The sequence below is a fragment of the Pantoea sp. B65 genome (assembly GCF_047308185.1).
In the GTDB taxonomy this organism is placed as follows: Bacteria; Pseudomonadota; Gammaproteobacteria; order Enterobacterales; family Enterobacteriaceae; genus Erwinia.
The window spans coordinates 294,590-308,473 of record NZ_JAHXPU010000045.1; the positions used below are offsets into that span (position 1 = coordinate 294,590).

The 13,884-nt window shown below is 55.2% G+C and carries 13 protein-coding genes; 9 read left to right on the top strand and 4 right to left on the bottom strand.

Annotated features, from left to right (window positions below; all coding sequences use genetic code 11):
• Positions 1-128 precede the first annotated feature (128 nt).
• Positions 129-1,076 (top strand): sugar-binding transcriptional regulator, encoded by a 948-nt coding sequence (locus tag JWF83_RS25445; protein ID WP_413653285.1) that lies wholly within the window; start codon positions 129-131, stop codon positions 1,074-1,076.
• Positions 1,077-1,079: 3 nt separating this feature from the next.
• On the opposite strand, the gene ogt is transcribed toward JWF83_RS25445, so the two are convergent.
• A complete protein-coding gene (gene ogt, locus JWF83_RS25450; RefSeq protein ID WP_413653542.1) occupies positions 1,080-1,595 on the bottom strand; it encodes a methylated-DNA--[protein]-cysteine S-methyltransferase in 516 nt (171 codons plus the stop codon).
• A gap of 255 nt (positions 1,596-1,850) precedes the next feature.
• Here ogt and JWF83_RS25455 point away from each other — a divergent pair, with 255 nt between their 5' ends.
• The 3 genes from JWF83_RS25455 (at position 1,851) to JWF83_RS25465 (ending at position 4,182) form a co-directional block, all read left to right on the top strand.
• Positions 1,851-2,141 carry a hypothetical protein gene (locus tag JWF83_RS25455; RefSeq protein ID WP_413653286.1) on the top strand — a complete coding sequence of 97 codons (291 nt, stop codon included), beginning with the start codon at positions 1,851-1,853 and terminating at the stop codon, positions 2,139-2,141.
• A 134-nt stretch (positions 2,142-2,275) separates the two neighbouring features.
• Positions 2,276-2,839 (top strand): DNA endonuclease SmrA, encoded by a 564-nt coding sequence (gene smrA, locus JWF83_RS25460; RefSeq protein ID WP_413653287.1) that lies wholly within the window; start codon positions 2,276-2,278, stop codon positions 2,837-2,839.
• A gap of 68 nt (positions 2,840-2,907) precedes the next feature.
• Positions 2,908-4,182: an esterase-like activity of phytase family protein gene (locus JWF83_RS25465; RefSeq protein ID WP_413653288.1), complete on the top strand. Its 1,275-nt coding sequence runs from the start codon at positions 2,908-2,910 to the stop codon at positions 4,180-4,182.
• A 6-nt stretch (positions 4,183-4,188) separates the two neighbouring features.
• On the opposite strand, the gene JWF83_RS25470 is transcribed toward JWF83_RS25465, so the two are convergent.
• Complete coding sequence (locus JWF83_RS25470; protein ID WP_413653289.1) at positions 4,189-5,112, bottom strand: LysR substrate-binding domain-containing protein; 924 nt, start codon at positions 5,110-5,112, stop codon at positions 4,189-4,191.
• 243 nt (positions 5,113-5,355) lie between these two features.
• Here JWF83_RS25470 and JWF83_RS25475 point away from each other — a divergent pair, with 243 nt between their 5' ends.
• From JWF83_RS25475 to JWF83_RS25485, 3 genes are all read left to right on the top strand, one after another.
• Positions 5,356-6,156 (top strand): sugar phosphate isomerase/epimerase family protein, encoded by an 801-nt coding sequence (locus tag JWF83_RS25475; protein WP_413653290.1) that lies wholly within the window; start codon positions 5,356-5,358, stop codon positions 6,154-6,156.
• Between the two features lie 135 nt (positions 6,157-6,291).
• On the top strand, positions 6,292-7,617 hold the full coding sequence (locus tag JWF83_RS25480) for an MFS transporter (protein WP_413653291.1): 1,326 nt from the start codon (positions 6,292-6,294) through the stop codon (positions 7,615-7,617).
• Between the two features lie 135 nt (positions 7,618-7,752).
• Entirely contained in the window at positions 7,753-9,093 is a 1,341-nt protein-coding gene (locus JWF83_RS25485) for a VOC family protein (protein ID WP_413653292.1), read from the top strand.
• 60 nt (positions 9,094-9,153) lie between these two features.
• Here the strand turns inward: JWF83_RS25485 and JWF83_RS25490 are convergent, their stop codons facing one another.
• Positions 9,154-9,588: a DoxX family protein gene (locus JWF83_RS25490; RefSeq protein WP_413653293.1), complete on the bottom strand. Its 435-nt coding sequence runs from the start codon at positions 9,586-9,588 to the stop codon at positions 9,154-9,156.
• 479 nt (positions 9,589-10,067) lie between these two features.
• Here JWF83_RS25490 and JWF83_RS25495 point away from each other — a divergent pair, with 479 nt between their 5' ends.
• Positions 10,068-11,735, top strand: a complete 1,668-nt coding sequence (locus JWF83_RS25495) for a methyl-accepting chemotaxis protein (protein ID WP_413653295.1) — start codon at positions 10,068-10,070, stop codon at positions 11,733-11,735.
• On the opposite strand, the gene JWF83_RS25500 is transcribed toward JWF83_RS25495, so the two are convergent.
• Complete coding sequence (locus JWF83_RS25500; RefSeq protein ID WP_413653296.1) at positions 11,694-12,575, bottom strand: LysR substrate-binding domain-containing protein; 882 nt, start codon at positions 12,573-12,575, stop codon at positions 11,694-11,696. The genes JWF83_RS25495 and JWF83_RS25500 overlap by 42 nt on opposite strands.
• A gap of 136 nt (positions 12,576-12,711) precedes the next feature.
• Between JWF83_RS25500 and JWF83_RS25505 the strand changes: the two genes are divergently transcribed.
• Positions 12,712-13,881, top strand: a complete 1,170-nt coding sequence (locus JWF83_RS25505) for a methionine aminotransferase (RefSeq protein ID WP_413653297.1) — start codon at positions 12,712-12,714, stop codon at positions 13,879-13,881.
• The last annotated feature ends 3 nt before the right edge of the window (positions 13,882-13,884 follow it).

Here is a 13,884-nt window from a genome sequence, read left to right on the forward strand (position 1 = left end):
TTGCCGTTAGACTGGGCAAATTCGGCGGATGTGTCTGCGTGTCAGATCACAAAATATGACAATTGCCCAGAGTTAGGGCAAATATTCAGAGTATGCTGGAACGATGAACAAAGAGGACGGATAGCGTCATGAGTAAGCACGATAAGAAGCTGGACCTGGCGGCACGCGCCGCATGGATGTATTACGTCGCCGGCGAGACGCAGCAGGATATTGCGGAAAAACTCGGGGTATCGCGCCAGGTGGCGCAACGACTGGTGGCGCTGGCGGCGGAGCAGGGGCTGGTCAGCGTTAATATTACCCATCCGGTGGCGCAGTGCATGTCGCTGGCAGAGCAACTTAAAGCCCGTTTTAACCTCAGCGTTTGCCAGGTCGTGCCGTCAGACGGCGTGGATAACCGCGGTATTTACCAGATGGTGGCGGTGGCCGGAGCGGAAGTGATGGCGCAAACCCTGAAACGGAGCGAGCCGCAGATTATCGCTGTCGGTTCCGGACGTATGCTGCGGGCCACCATTGATGAGTTGCCGGAGTTCGATCGTCCGCAGCACAGTTGCGTCTCGCTGATTGGCGCTATCGCTACCGACGGATCTTGTACCCGCTATGATGTGCCGCTGTGGATGGCGGAAAAAACCCAGGGGCGCTATTTTATTTTACCCGCGCCGCTGTTTGCCGATAGCGCCGAGGACCGCACGCTGTGGTGCAATCACCGTATCTATCGCACGGTCACGGAAAAAGCGGCGCAGGCTGACGTGATGTTTATCGGTATTGGTCATATAGACACCGACTGTCCGCTGCATGCGGATGGTTTTATCACCGGCGAGCAGGTGGCGACACTACAGGCGCAACATGTGGTGGCGGAAATGCTCGGGCATTTTATCGGTGAGGATGGTGAGCGCGTCAGCTGCGAGCTGGACCAGCGTCTGACCAGCGTGCCGCTGACGCCGCACTCTGCGTGTAATATCATTGCTTTTTGCGGCGGCAAAGAAAAACATCGCGCGATTGCGGCGGCGCTGAAAGGTGGCTGGATCAACGGACTGGTGACCGATGAAGCCAGCGCCCGGGCAGTACTGGCCGGATAACGATTAACCCGGCCGGTAACCTTCGTGCTGCAACAGCCACTGTTTACGCGACACCCCCCCGGCATAGCCGGTCAGGGTGCCGTTGGCGCCGATCACCCGATGGCAGGGCACCACCACGCTAATCGGGTTAGAGCCATTGGCGGCGCCCACCGCACGTGCGGCACCGGCTCGGCCCAGCATCGCAGCCATTTCACCGTAGCGCAGCACGCTGCCGCAGGGGATGGTGCGCAGCATATTCCATACCGAGCGCTGAAATTCAGTGCCGTTGGTGGCGACCGCGAGCTGGGTGATCACCGATAAATCACCCTCAAAATAGCGCGTTAGCTGCGCGCTCAGGCCACCCGCGTTATCCAGCTGACGCAGGCGGTAACCCTGCGCGCCATAATGAATATTCAGTAAGCGATTCATCCGTGCGCCAAACTCTTCCCATTCAACAGCACGCAGGTTTTGCTGTTCATCGCTGACGATAATCAACTGTCCCAGCGGCGTACTGATTCTATCTTCCAGTAATGTCATCATGATTGTCGGGCGGTTATCCATTCCTGTTGAGGAAAAAAACATGTTGCGCCTTTCCTGGCAACACAGACCGCGCTGCCGATCCCATTAATGCGATTAAATGTCGCGGGAAGTCATAGCAACGCAACAGCATCGGGGTTATGTTAGCGGCAGTGCTAAGATTTTCCAGTCTGCGCCAGTTTTGGCGTGATTTCGATCGGCATTAACCGTATGGACCCGCGCCATACCTGTAAAAGTGACCTCTGGCGGAGCCGCATAATGAAAAATGACAAGGAAATATCGATAGATGCCTTTACCGATAATGAGAAAATCCTTATCGATCAGCAAGTAAAAGCGTTAATCACCAAATCAGGCACCACCCCTGGCGATAAGCAGCTGAAAGAATTTACCAAAGAAGCCAAGCGGCTGGTGATGAAAGCCCGGCTGGCGAAAGAGAAGGCCACGCCGGTGAAAGTGCCGCGTAAACCACGGGCAAAAAATCTTGCCGCCAGTGAAGTGAATGATTTTAACTGGTCCGCCTCGGTAAATCTTGGATCCCGGCGCCGCTAAAGATTACCCGTACCATCAGGCCACCTGCGGGTGGCTTTTTTTATGGTAAGAAAGGCTTGTCGCCGCCAGGCAAAACGACTATTTTTGCTTTTGCCGTACAGTAACTCATGCATATCGCGGCTTAAGGAGTGACGATGAACCTTGACGAAAACGATCTGTTTAAAGACGCCATGGAAGATGTCACGCCATTAAAAGATTGCGCCAATATTCACTGGTTAAAAACCCCGCAGAGTAAAGTTCCGCAGCAGCAGCAGCTGGATTCCGAGGACAATTTTCTGATCGACGGCTTTATTGAGGTGATTCCGCTGCTGCAACCGCTGGAGTATAAAGGCGAAGGCATTCAGCAGGGGGTGCTCGATAAGCTGCGTCACGGTAAGTATCAACCCGATGCCAGTCTGAATCTGCTGCGTCAGCCAGTGGCCGTCTGCCGCCGGTCGCTGTTCAGTTTTATGCTACAGGCGCGCAAAGATAATCTGCGCAATCTGCTGATTATTCATGGCAAAGGGCGTGATGACCGTTCGCATGCCAATATCGTGCGCAGCTATCTGGCCCGCTGGTTACAGCAATTTGATGATGTGCAGACGTTTTGCGTGGCACAGCCTTATCATGGCGGCAGCGGCGCATTGTATGTCGGGCTGCGCAAGAGCGAACAGGCGCGCAGCGAGAACCGCGAAAGGCATGCCAAACACAGCCGCTAACCCGTGTCACAATTCTGTCGCTATTGTCGCTTATGCTGAGGCGCAGGTTCCACTCACTGAGAGATATCATGCGTTTAACATTGCTGGCATCGCTATTATTCGCCTTTAGCATCCCTTCACTGGCGGACGGGATTAAAACTGAACGTTACATTGTCACTTTCCCCCAGCATGACCGCGTGCCTTATCAGGGCGCCTTTCGTGCCGCCTTTCCGCAGGGGTTTCCGCTGGGGGTGGGTTCCGGACTAAGCTTTCTGAAACGTGAAAATGGCAAGCTGATATTTGCCACGCTTACCGATCGTGGGCCGAATGCGGATGCGCCGGAAACCGATGGACGTGAGGCGAAAATTTTCGCCGCGCCGGAATTTACCCCGCAACTGGTGACCCTGACGGTCAGTGACCACGACGCGCAGGCCAGCGATGCGCGGCCATTGCAGGAGCAGGGGCTGCCGATCAGCGGCTTACCGTTACCGGATAATTTCCTTGGCGCCAGCGGTGAAATCCCGTTAAGCGATACGCTGGCGCGCCTGCGTTATGACCGGCGCGGACTGGATACGGAAGGCATTACGCCGGATGGCAACGGCGGTTTCTGGCTGTGTGACGAATATGGGCCTTTTATCGTCCATGTGGATGACCGGGGGAATATTCTCGATAAGAAAGGGCCAACGCCCGCCGCCGCGGAAAAGAGTGTCGCCAGCGGCCTGCCAGCGATCATAAAATGGCGTCAGCCTAACCGCGGTTTCGAAGGCATCACCCGCATGCCGGATGGCCGGATTATTGCGGCGGTGCAAAGTACGCTGGATATTGACGGCAAAAGTAAAAATAGCGCGCAGTTTACCCGTCTGGTGAGCTATGACCCGGCAACCGGCAACAGCGCGATGTACGGCTATCCGATTGATATTGCTAGTTATAAAAAAGCCAAAGACGCCAAAATTGGCGATATTGTCGCCTTTGATAACCAGCGTCTGCTGGTGATTGAACAGGGTACTGACCGGGAGAAACAGCCTCAGAATAAAATCTGGCTGGTCGATCTGAGTCAGGCGAGTGATTTAACGCATTTCGACCAGCAACCGGCAGAGTTTGATTCCGCGCAGCAACTCCACGAGCGCGGGATAACGCTGGCCAGTAAAACGCTGGTTGCCGATCTGCGTCAGCTCGGCTGGCAGCAGGAGAAGGCGGAAGGGCTGGCGCTGGTGGATAGCCGGACGCTGGCGATCACCAATGATAATGATTTTGGCCTGACGGCGGATAAACAGGCAGATGGCCGCCTGGGTTTAAAACCGCTTTCGGCGCAAGAAGCGGCCAGTGAATTGTGGCTGCTGAAACTGCCGCAGCCACTGCAATAGTGTTTATTAGCCGGAATGGCATTTGCGGATAGTGGCCAGCAGGATTTCGGCACTCAGACAGTGCTGGCTGCCGGAGCGGGTCATTATCCCTACCGGCTCTCCCGGTCCGTGGGATGCCACCGGCAGCGCGACCAGCGACTTATGCAGTAAATCTTCTTTAATCGCGCCGGACGGCACAAACCATACATAGTTATAGCGCTGTGCCAGCTGGCGGGCCAGCGAGGTTGACGAGGTTTCAATACAGTTGGCGGGCAGCGTACAGCCCTGTTCATCCATCATTGCCTGCGCGATGCGGCGCGGCGCAGTCCCTTCCGGCGAAATCACCACCGGCCACTGCAGCGCTTTGGATAACGTGACGTTGTCACCAAGTAGCGGGTGGGTGGGACGGACGACCAGGCGTAACGATTCGACAAACAATAGTTCGTAAGTCAATCCGGCCATCATATCGGCATCGGCCATGCGGCCAATACCGATATCAAACTCGCCAGCCTTCAGCCCGGCGATCAGCACGTTATTATGCAGTGTGGCGACCTGCACGGTTGCCTGCGGTTGCAACTGATGAAAACGGTCGAGAATCGACGGCAGCATGCCCATCGCGACGGTGGTCAGCGCGCCGAGACGCAATACCACCGGCTGATCGGCAATGGCGCTGCTGAACGACTGCCCGGCATGGTTAAGCGCATCCAGTACTTTTACCGCATGGGTGAGAAACTGCTCGCCCATGGTGGTCAGCTGAGCGCCGAGCCGGCCCCGCTCAAACAGACGGGTACCCGCCAGTTCCTCGAGCTCATTCAGCGTTTTTGACAACGCCGGTTGGCTAAGGCTGAGCGTCTCTGCCGCCCGTCCCAGCGTTCCTTGCTGAGCTACGGCGACAAAGGTATGTAAATGGCGCAGGCGAATGCGCTGATTAAAAACGTAATTTTTATCCATGTCACAGGTTAGTTAGGACTGAAGATCTGAAGCAAGCGCGATAAGTGGATTCTGTTAACCTTATTGCAAATTTTATTTAACATTCCCCCAGCCTGCACAAAAAAACACCTTTTATGAAGTTGTTACGACACACAGGCAATTTGACGTCGGCAACCGGAGAGTGGATAAATAGGGGCAGACAACGAGTACCGTGGCTCCCGCACGGACGCGTGCGCTTATTTGTTAACCCAGGGAGAAAACCGGATGCAACGTTGTATCGCCACAATTTCCATTAGCGGCACATTGGATCAGAAACTTGATGCCATTGCTGCCGCTGGTTTCGACAGTATCGAACTGTTTGAGGATGATTTATTCGCTTATCCCGCATCTGCCAGCGCGTTGCGTGCCGGGGTCGAAGCACGCGGCTTAAGCGTTGCCTTACTGCAACCGTTGCGGAATTTTGAAGGTGAAAGCGGCGACCAGCTGGCGCGCGCGCGCCAGCAATTTGAGCTAATGCAACAGCTGGGCTGCGACAAGTTATTGTTATGCAGTAACGTCAGTGAGCGCTGCAGCGGCGAGCGTCAGCGGCAGATTGATGATCTGCATGCGCTGGCTGAACTGGCCGCGACCTTTCAGGTTGAAGTCGGCTACGAAGCGCTGGCGTGGGGCCGGCATGTGAATCGCTGGCAGCAGGCGTGGCAGCGCGTCAGTGACGTTAATCATCCCAACCTCGGTATTGTGCTGGACAGTTTTCATATTCTGTCCTGTGGCGACTCGCTGGATGCTTTAACGCAGGTGCCCGCTGAAAAGATCACTTTTGTGCAGTTTGCCGATGCGCCGCGGCTTAATCTTGATCCCCTGACCTGGAGCCGGCACTATCGCTGCTTCCCGGGTCAGGGGGATTTCGATCTGCGGCATTTTGCCCGCCAGTTGCAACGGCAGGGTTATCAGGGGCCGTGGTCACTGGAAATCTTCAATGAACAGCTGGTGAGTTCGCCACTGCACAGCACGGCGGCCGATGGCTATCGTTCATTACTGTGGCTGGAACAAGGTTTAGGCGAATAATTGGTTTTCAAGCGGATTTTCGCAGGCCAGCTGGCTTGCGATCCGCTATGATAGCGCACACTTTTTCTATGAAACCTGACGAATGATGTTGCGGACGTCAACGAAGGCGGTTTCGGCGTACCGGGGAGTTACACCTTGAGCACCAGTCAGGCGATTGACGTTCGCCAGCTTATTAACTCAGCTTCACTGAGCGGTTATCAAAAACGTATTATCCTGCTCTGCTTTATTGTCGTCGCACTGGATGGGCTGGATATCGCGCTGATGGGGTTTATCGCCCCGGCGCTGAAGGTTGCCTGGGGCATCAGCAATCATCAGCTCGGGATGGTGATTAGCGCGGCGCTAATCGGTCTGGCGCTGGGCGCGTTATTTGCCGGACCGGTAGCGGACCGCTTTGGTCGCCGGGCGATCATTATCACCAGCGTCTTTCTCTTCGGTCTGTGGACCCTGGCCACCGCGCTGTCGCAAAACCTGGAACAGATGATGCTGTTCCGTTTTTTTACCGGCTTAGGGTTAGGGGCGGCGATGCCGAACGTCGGTACGCTGGTGGCGGAGTTCTCTCCCGAGCGCAAACGCTCGTTTATTATCACCGTGGTATTTTGCGGCTTCACTTTTGGCGCCGCGACCGGCGGTTTTGCCGCCTCCTGGCTGATCCCGTGCTTCGGCTGGCACTCGGTGCTGCTGATGGGCGGTACGCTACCCTTGCTGATTGTGCCGCTGCTGGTAAAGTTTTTGCCGGAGTCAGTACGTTTTCTGCTGATCCGCGGCGCGCCGGCGGCCCAGATCCGTGCGATTATCGAGAAAATGCTGCCGGACACCTCGGTCGCTGACGTGCATTTCCAGATGGCGGCGGCGCGCCAGTGCGAAGGGGCGGTGCGCACCGTTCTGTCGCGTAACTATCGCACCGGCAGTCTGATGCTGTGGGGCAGTTATTTTATGGGGCTGTTCCTGGTCTATCTGATCGGCAGCTGGTTACCGTCGCTGATCAGGGATATCGGCATGACAGTGACGCAAGCGGCGCTGATCACTGCCATGTACCAGGCGGGCGGGACAGTCGGTTCGTTGTTTGCCGGCTGGCTGATGGATCGGTTTAACGCCAACCTGGCGCTGGCGCTGATCTATTGCTGCGGCGGCATTGCTACCGTGGCGATTGGCCTGGCGCCCGCCGATACTCTAATCCTTAGCGGCATCGCCTTCTGTAGCGGTTTTTGCCTTAATGGCGCCAATACCGGGATGAATGCGCTTTCCGCCAGCTACTATCCTACCCATGCCCGCGCCACCGGATCCAGCTGGATGCACGGCGTCGGCCGTATCGGGGCGATCCTCAGTGCGTTTGTCGGCGCTGAAATGATGTCGCTGGGCTGGAGCTTCAGTCAGGTATTTCTGCTGCTGGCGATCCCGGCATTGCTGACCTCGATCATGCTGCTGGTGAAAAGCGCTTTCGGCTATCAGCGTCCGCTCTGAGCGCGGCATTAGCGGGCGCGCTCCGGCGTCCGTTAATGCTTTCTCGCGCCCGATCACAAATTCCGCACAATTTTCCCCACTGCGCCGTTAATCCTCTACATTTGCAGCAAATTCCTTTTCTGCCGGGAGATGACAATGGACAATCGCTGGGTCAGCACAGACAGCATTCGCGAACATTTTTCACAGGCCATGTCGGCGATGTATCAGCAGGAAGTACCGCAATATGGCACTTTGCTGCGACTGGTGGCGGAAGTTAATCAGCAGGTATTAGAACAGGATCCGCAACTGGCTCAGCGCCTGACGCAGGCGGATGAGCTGGAGCGGATAAGCGTTGAGCGTCATGGTGCGATACGCGTCGGTACCGCTGCCGAGCTGAATATGTTGCGACAGCTGTTTGCCATTATGGGGATGTATCCGGTCGGCTATTACGATTTGTCGCAGGCGAGCGTGCCGGTGCACTCTACCGCATTCCGGCCGATTGACGATCGGGCGTTGCGTCGTAATCCGTTCCGTCTGTTTACCTCGTTACTGCGTCTGGAATTAATTGATGATCTGGCGCTACGGCAGCAGGCCAGCGAAATTCTTGCCGCGCGCGATATCTTTACGCCAGGCTGTCGCCAGCTGGTGGCGCTGCATCAGCAACAGGGGGGCTTTACTTCGCCGCAGGCGCAGGCGTTTGTCAGCGAAGCGCTGGAAACCTTCCGCTGGCATCAGCAAACTACTGTCGATCGCGCCACCTGGCAGGCTCTCAGTCAGCAGCATCGCCTGATTGCTGATGTGGTCTGCTTTCCGGGCTGCCATATCAACCACCTGACGCCGCGTACGCTGGACATTGACCGGGTACAGGCGCTAATGCCGCAGCACGGGATCACGCCGAAAGCGATTATTGAGGGGCCACCGCAGCGCAAGGTGGCGATCCTGTTACGCCAGACCAGCTTTAAGGCACTCGATGAACCGGTGCGTTTTCGTGACGGTCAGCAGGGCACCCATAGCGCGCGTTTCGGCGAGATTGAACAGCGCGGGGTGGCGTTAACCCACCAGGGACGCGCACTGTATGACCGGTTGCTGACTCTCGCCGGTAGCGGCAGTGATAACCAGCAGCATCAGCAGCATCTTGCCGCGGTATTTGCCGAATTCCCCGATGATGAAGCCACGCTACGGCAGCAGCAGCTGGCATGGTTTGAGTACCGACGCACCGCCAAAGGCGCCGATCACACCATTACTCCGGCCAGTGATATCGAGAGGTTAATTGCCGACGGCCTGATCGCCGCCGAGCCAATTATCTATGAAGATTTTCTGCCCGTCAGCGCCGCCGGGATTTTCCAGTCAAATCTCGGCAGCGAGAACCAGCCGCGCGCGCAGGGCCATGCCAGCCGTGAGCAGTTTGAGCAGGCGCTGGGGGCGACGGTTTATGATGAAATTGAACTCTATGCGCAGCGTGAGCGCGCCAGCAGGCAGCGTTGCGGCTTATTGTAGCCAGTAAAAAGGGCCAGTGAAGCGATTCACTGGCCCCGGGCACTTTTATAATAACAACTATTACTGCAGGCGCGGATTACGAATTAACGTGTACTTACCGGCTCCGAGCAGCATGATAATCACGCCGCCGAAGAAATAGAGAGCTTCTGTTTCCAGTGCCCACGCACCAACCTCAGTACGTGACCAGAAAGCCCCCGTTTTCACCAGCAGGGTTGCAACCAGCAGATTAATCGCGATAACAAACGCCGCGGGGCGCGTCAGCAGACCGGTAATCACCATAATGGGTGCAACAATTTCCCCGATCCAGGCACCGTAAGCGATAAAACCAGGAAAACCCTTAGCAACCAGCATATTAGCAATCCAGCCAACACCGTGTTGTACCTTAGCCTCGCCATGAAACAGCAATAAAATGCCAAAGGTCAGACGTAACAGCAGTTTGCCAAAATCGGGATGATCAACCATGCGTGAAAAACCGTTATTGATCGCACTAAACATATTTGCTTCCTTAATCCCGCAAGGGTTTCTCTGAATGTAGTCAATTTAAGGTCAATATCAAATTCAATTTAGTTGACTATATCGTTCAGTAATTTACGCGGTACATCGGCTTTATCTGCAAATGGGCGGGCAATGTGGACAACACAGAATGCCCTGCAAATAATGGATTGCATTCCCTGGTTCGCCTCTACTTGCAATAGTTGTGTATGGGCTTTCGTCGCATCTGTGATCTGCAACGCAATTCCACATACTCCCTTGAACTGATAAAGGAGTCTGATGTTTTTTTTATACAATAAATTATAAAAATAGTATTACTTATCAATTTTTTACGATGAATTCGTTATCAATGCATTGCGTTCTATACAACAATAATCATGGTGATAATTGATTGTGCTATTCGACTGTAACTGCCGATAACCATAAAGAACCCTGGCATTGCCATGGCTATATAACCGGTGATCAACCGATTTGGAGCAGTTATGAACCTTTTGAAAAATTTTACCATACGCGCAGTGATGCTATGGATACTTGGCCTGTTCTGTTTGTTATGGCTTGGTGTCGGTCTTTACAGCGTTTATTCTTTAAATGCTCTGGGTAAAGGTAACGAAATCGATCGTCATATCGTTAACCAGATGACCATCCTGAGTAAGGGTAACGATCAATACTTTCGCTTTGTGACCCGTCTGTCGCGGGTGATGGAAACCCGTCAGGCGGGTGGGGCAGTTGCGCCAGCGGATATGGAATCGGTGCAAAAGTCACTGGATAATATGAGCAAGCTGCTAGGCGACTTTAAACAGTTGGCGCCAGGACCCATTGATGCTGAGGTGGTGAACAATGTGATCGACAGCTGGCAAAAACTGCTCAATCAGGGCGTGGTGCCGCAGATGCAAAGTTCACAGCAGGCAACCCTCGATGCCTACCGTCTGCAGTCACGGAATGTCACTCCGCCGTTAAGTCGGGCATTTGGCGCCAGCGCGGAGAAATTCAATCTGGCGGCGGCGGTGATGCTGGATGATACAAGGGTGACGGTTGATCATCTGACCCAGATGACCAAAATCATTATTGTTGCCGCGGTGATCGCCGGTCTGTTTATTCTGCTGTTTACCGACCGCTATCTGGTCACGATGCTGGTGCGGCCACTCGGTGTTATTCGCGAACATTTCCGCGTGATTGCCGAAGGCGATCTGAGCCAGCCGGTGCATGATATGGGGCGCAACTGCGTCGGCAAGCTGGTGCCATTATTGAGCGCCATGCAGGAGAGCCTGCGGGACGCGGTGGGCGCGATTCGCGGCGGCACCGATAATATCTGGCGCGGCGCTGCGGAAATCTCGTCCGGCAACAACGACCTCTCTTCACGTACCGAACAGCAGGCGGCGGCACTGGAAGAAACCGCTGCCAGCATGGAACAGCTAACGGCGACGGTGAAATTTAACGCCGATAATGCCCGCCAGGCCAGTGAACTGGCTGACAGCGCTACGGTTACCGCTGGCAAGGGCGGTAAGCTGGTTGGCGAAGTGATTACCACCATGCAGGGTATTTCCGGCAGTTCGCAGAAGATCGCCGAAATTACTACGGTAATTAACAGCATTGCTTTCCAGACCAATATCCTGGCGCTGAACGCCGCGGTGGAAGCCGCGCGTGCCGGTGAGCAGGGTCGTGGTTTCGCCGTGGTGGCCAGCGAAGTGCGCAATCTGGCGCAGCGCAGCGCCGGGGCGGCGAAAGAGATTGAAGGGCTGATTGCCGATTCCGTTCAGCGCGTTGACAATGGTTCACGTCTGGTTAATGAAGCCGGCAGCACGATGAGTGAAATCCTGAAAGCGGTTACCGATGTCACGGATATTATGAAGCAGATTGCTTCGGCATCGGAAGAGCAAAGCAAAGGTATTGCCCAGGTGGGCATCGCTATTTCTGAAATGGACAGTGTGACCCAGCAGAACGCCTCGCTGGTGGAAGAAGTCTCCACCGCCGCCAGTGCGCTGGAACGACAGACAGAAGAACTGCAGAGTTCCGTTGCCAAATTCCGCCTGTCAAAGAACGATAGCGTAGCGCCGGTCAGCCCGGTCAAAGCGGCTAAATCTGGCAGTAGCAAAAAGCCCGCCGCCGCTTCAGCCGCCAGCGGTAGCGCTGATGAATGGATTTCCTTCTAAACACAGCCACGCCACCAGTTCCGTCAGGAACGGTGGCGCATCTTTATCGGGTCGTTGTAGCAAACTGTAGACCGCGCCGGTTTTCACACTGCTGCTGAACGGCGCCACCAGTCGCTGTGTCGCCAGATCGGACTGAATCAGCGTCACATCCGCTACCGTCACCCCATATCCCTGAATTGCTGCACTGATGGCCAGATCCATGGTGGCGAAATGCTGATTTCGCTTCATGGTAATCTCCAGTTGCTGCGCCCGCAGCCACAACTGCCAGTCGGCGCTGTCGGCGGTGGGATGCAGAAAGGTAAAATGCGTCAGATCCTGCGGCGCGATAGTCTGCTGCTTCAGCAGGCTGCCGGAGATGACCGGGGTAAGCTCTTCATCAAACAGACGCCAGCCCTTTTCCAGTGGCGCTCCATACACAATCGCCGCATCGAAATTATCCAGCTGGTTACTGTGGTCGACGGTGGTGGTCAGCGACACATGGATTTCCGGCCGCATCTGTTCCAGCGCCATCAGCTTCGGCAGCAGCCAGCGCATCGCGCAGGTGGGCGCTTTCAGGCGCACCGAGGTATTCGATTTCCGCGCTTTCCCTGTGGCATTGAGCATTTGTTCGAAACCACTCTTCAGTTCCGGCAGCAGAGCGGCGCCCTGCGGCGTCAGCTTCAGACCGCGCGCATGGCGTTCGAATAGCGGGAAACTAAGCCAGGCCTCCAGCGCGGCAATTTTGCGACTGACGGCGCCCTGGGTGAGACATAACTCCGTCGCCGCATGGGTAAGATTAAGATGGCGCGCGGTGACGATAAAAGCGTGAATCGCATTTAATGGAAGCGATTGCCGTGTCATGGTAAACCCCTGAGCTATGATTTTTATGCATGGCTATTATGACAACATTTCCCTTGTCGGCTCAAGCAACAGCGCGTTGAATAGAAAACTGCACTTTTTACTTTGTTATGCAGTCGTCCCTGATACTGGAGTGTTCATGACTATCACCTCAACGGTGCAACAGCGCTCAAAATTACCTGATGTCGGTACCACCATCTTTAGCGTAATTGGCCAGCTTTCCGCCGAACATAATGCCATCAATCTCTCTCAGGGAGCACCCAACTTTCCCTGTGATACTGCGCTGGTCAACGCCGTTAGCCTGGCGATGCAGCAGGGGCATAATCAGTATGCGCCGATGACCGGACATTATGCGCTGAAAGAGGCGCTGGCGGAGAAAGTCGCCACCCTTTACGGTCAGCAATATGCGGTGGGCAGCGAAGTGCTGATCACCGCCAGCGCCAGTGAAGGGCTCTATTCGGCGATTGCCGGGCTGGTACACGCCGGAGATGAAGTGATCTTCTTTGAACCGGCGTTTGACAGCTATGCCCCGATTGTCCGTTTGCAGGGCGCAAAGGCGATTGGCTTAAAACTGCAGGTGCCGGAGTTCGCCATTAACTGGGATGAAGTGCGCGCGGCGATCACCCCGCGTACCCGGATGATTATTATTAATACGCCGCATAACCCGAGCGCTCAGGTATTAAGCGCTGAGGATTTGACCCAGCTGGCGGCCATTACGCGTCACACCGATATCGTGGTGCTCTCCGATGAAGTATACGAACATATTTTGTTTGACGGTCGCCAGCACCAGGGCATGGCGACGCATCCGGAGCTGGCGCAGCGCAGCGTGATTGTGTCGTCATTCGGTAAAACTTTTCACGTTACCGGCTGGCGCGTCGGTTACTGTCTGGCACCGGCGGCGTTAATGGAAGAGGTGGTGAAGGTACATCAGTTTATGATGTTCTCCGCCGATACGCCGATGCAGGTTGCTTTTGCCGACTATCTGCGCTCGCCGCAAAATTATTTGTCGCTGGGGAGTTTCTATCAGCGTAAACGTGATTTACTGGCGACGTTGCTGCAGGCGTCGCCATTCAGGCTACTGCCGTCGGCTGGATCCTTCTTTATGCTTGCCAGTTACGGTCATTTCAGTGACGAATCAGATAGCGATATGGTAAAACGTCTGATTGTCGATCACGGTGTGGCTACCATTCCGCTGTCGGCGTTTTATACCGATGGCACCGACAATAAATTGATCCGTCTTTCGTTCGCAAAAGACGAGGCCACCTTGCAGGCCGGCGCCCGGGCGCTGTGCCAGGTTAAGCCTCGCTAAAAT

What these genes read in the sequence shown, in the direction of transcription:
- JWF83_RS25445 (WP_413653285.1), top strand. Translation starts at nt 129, where the DNA reads ATGAGTAAGCACGATAAGAAGCTGGACCTGGCGGCACGCGCCGCATGG.
- ogt (WP_413653542.1), bottom strand. Translation starts at nt 1,595, where the DNA reads ATGATGACATTACTGGAAGATAGAATCAGTACGCCGCTGGGACAGTTG.
- JWF83_RS25455 (WP_413653286.1), top strand. Translation starts at nt 1,851, where the DNA reads ATGAAAAATGACAAGGAAATATCGATAGATGCCTTTACCGATAATGAG.
- smrA (WP_413653287.1), top strand. Translation starts at nt 2,276, where the DNA reads ATGAACCTTGACGAAAACGATCTGTTTAAAGACGCCATGGAAGATGTC.
- JWF83_RS25465 (WP_413653288.1), top strand. Translation starts at nt 2,908, where the DNA reads ATGCGTTTAACATTGCTGGCATCGCTATTATTCGCCTTTAGCATCCCT.
- JWF83_RS25470 (WP_413653289.1), bottom strand. Translation starts at nt 5,112, where the DNA reads ATGGATAAAAATTACGTTTTTAATCAGCGCATTCGCCTGCGCCATTTA.
- JWF83_RS25475 (WP_413653290.1), top strand. Translation starts at nt 5,356, where the DNA reads ATGCAACGTTGTATCGCCACAATTTCCATTAGCGGCACATTGGATCAG.
- JWF83_RS25485 (WP_413653292.1), top strand. Translation starts at nt 7,753, where the DNA reads ATGGACAATCGCTGGGTCAGCACAGACAGCATTCGCGAACATTTTTCA.
- JWF83_RS25490 (WP_413653293.1), bottom strand. Translation starts at nt 9,588, where the DNA reads ATGTTTAGTGCGATCAATAACGGTTTTTCACGCATGGTTGATCATCCC.
- JWF83_RS25495 (WP_413653295.1), top strand. Translation starts at nt 10,068, where the DNA reads ATGAACCTTTTGAAAAATTTTACCATACGCGCAGTGATGCTATGGATA.
- JWF83_RS25500 (WP_413653296.1), bottom strand. Translation starts at nt 12,575, where the DNA reads ATGACACGGCAATCGCTTCCATTAAATGCGATTCACGCTTTTATCGTC.
- JWF83_RS25505 (WP_413653297.1), top strand. Translation starts at nt 12,712, where the DNA reads ATGACTATCACCTCAACGGTGCAACAGCGCTCAAAATTACCTGATGTC.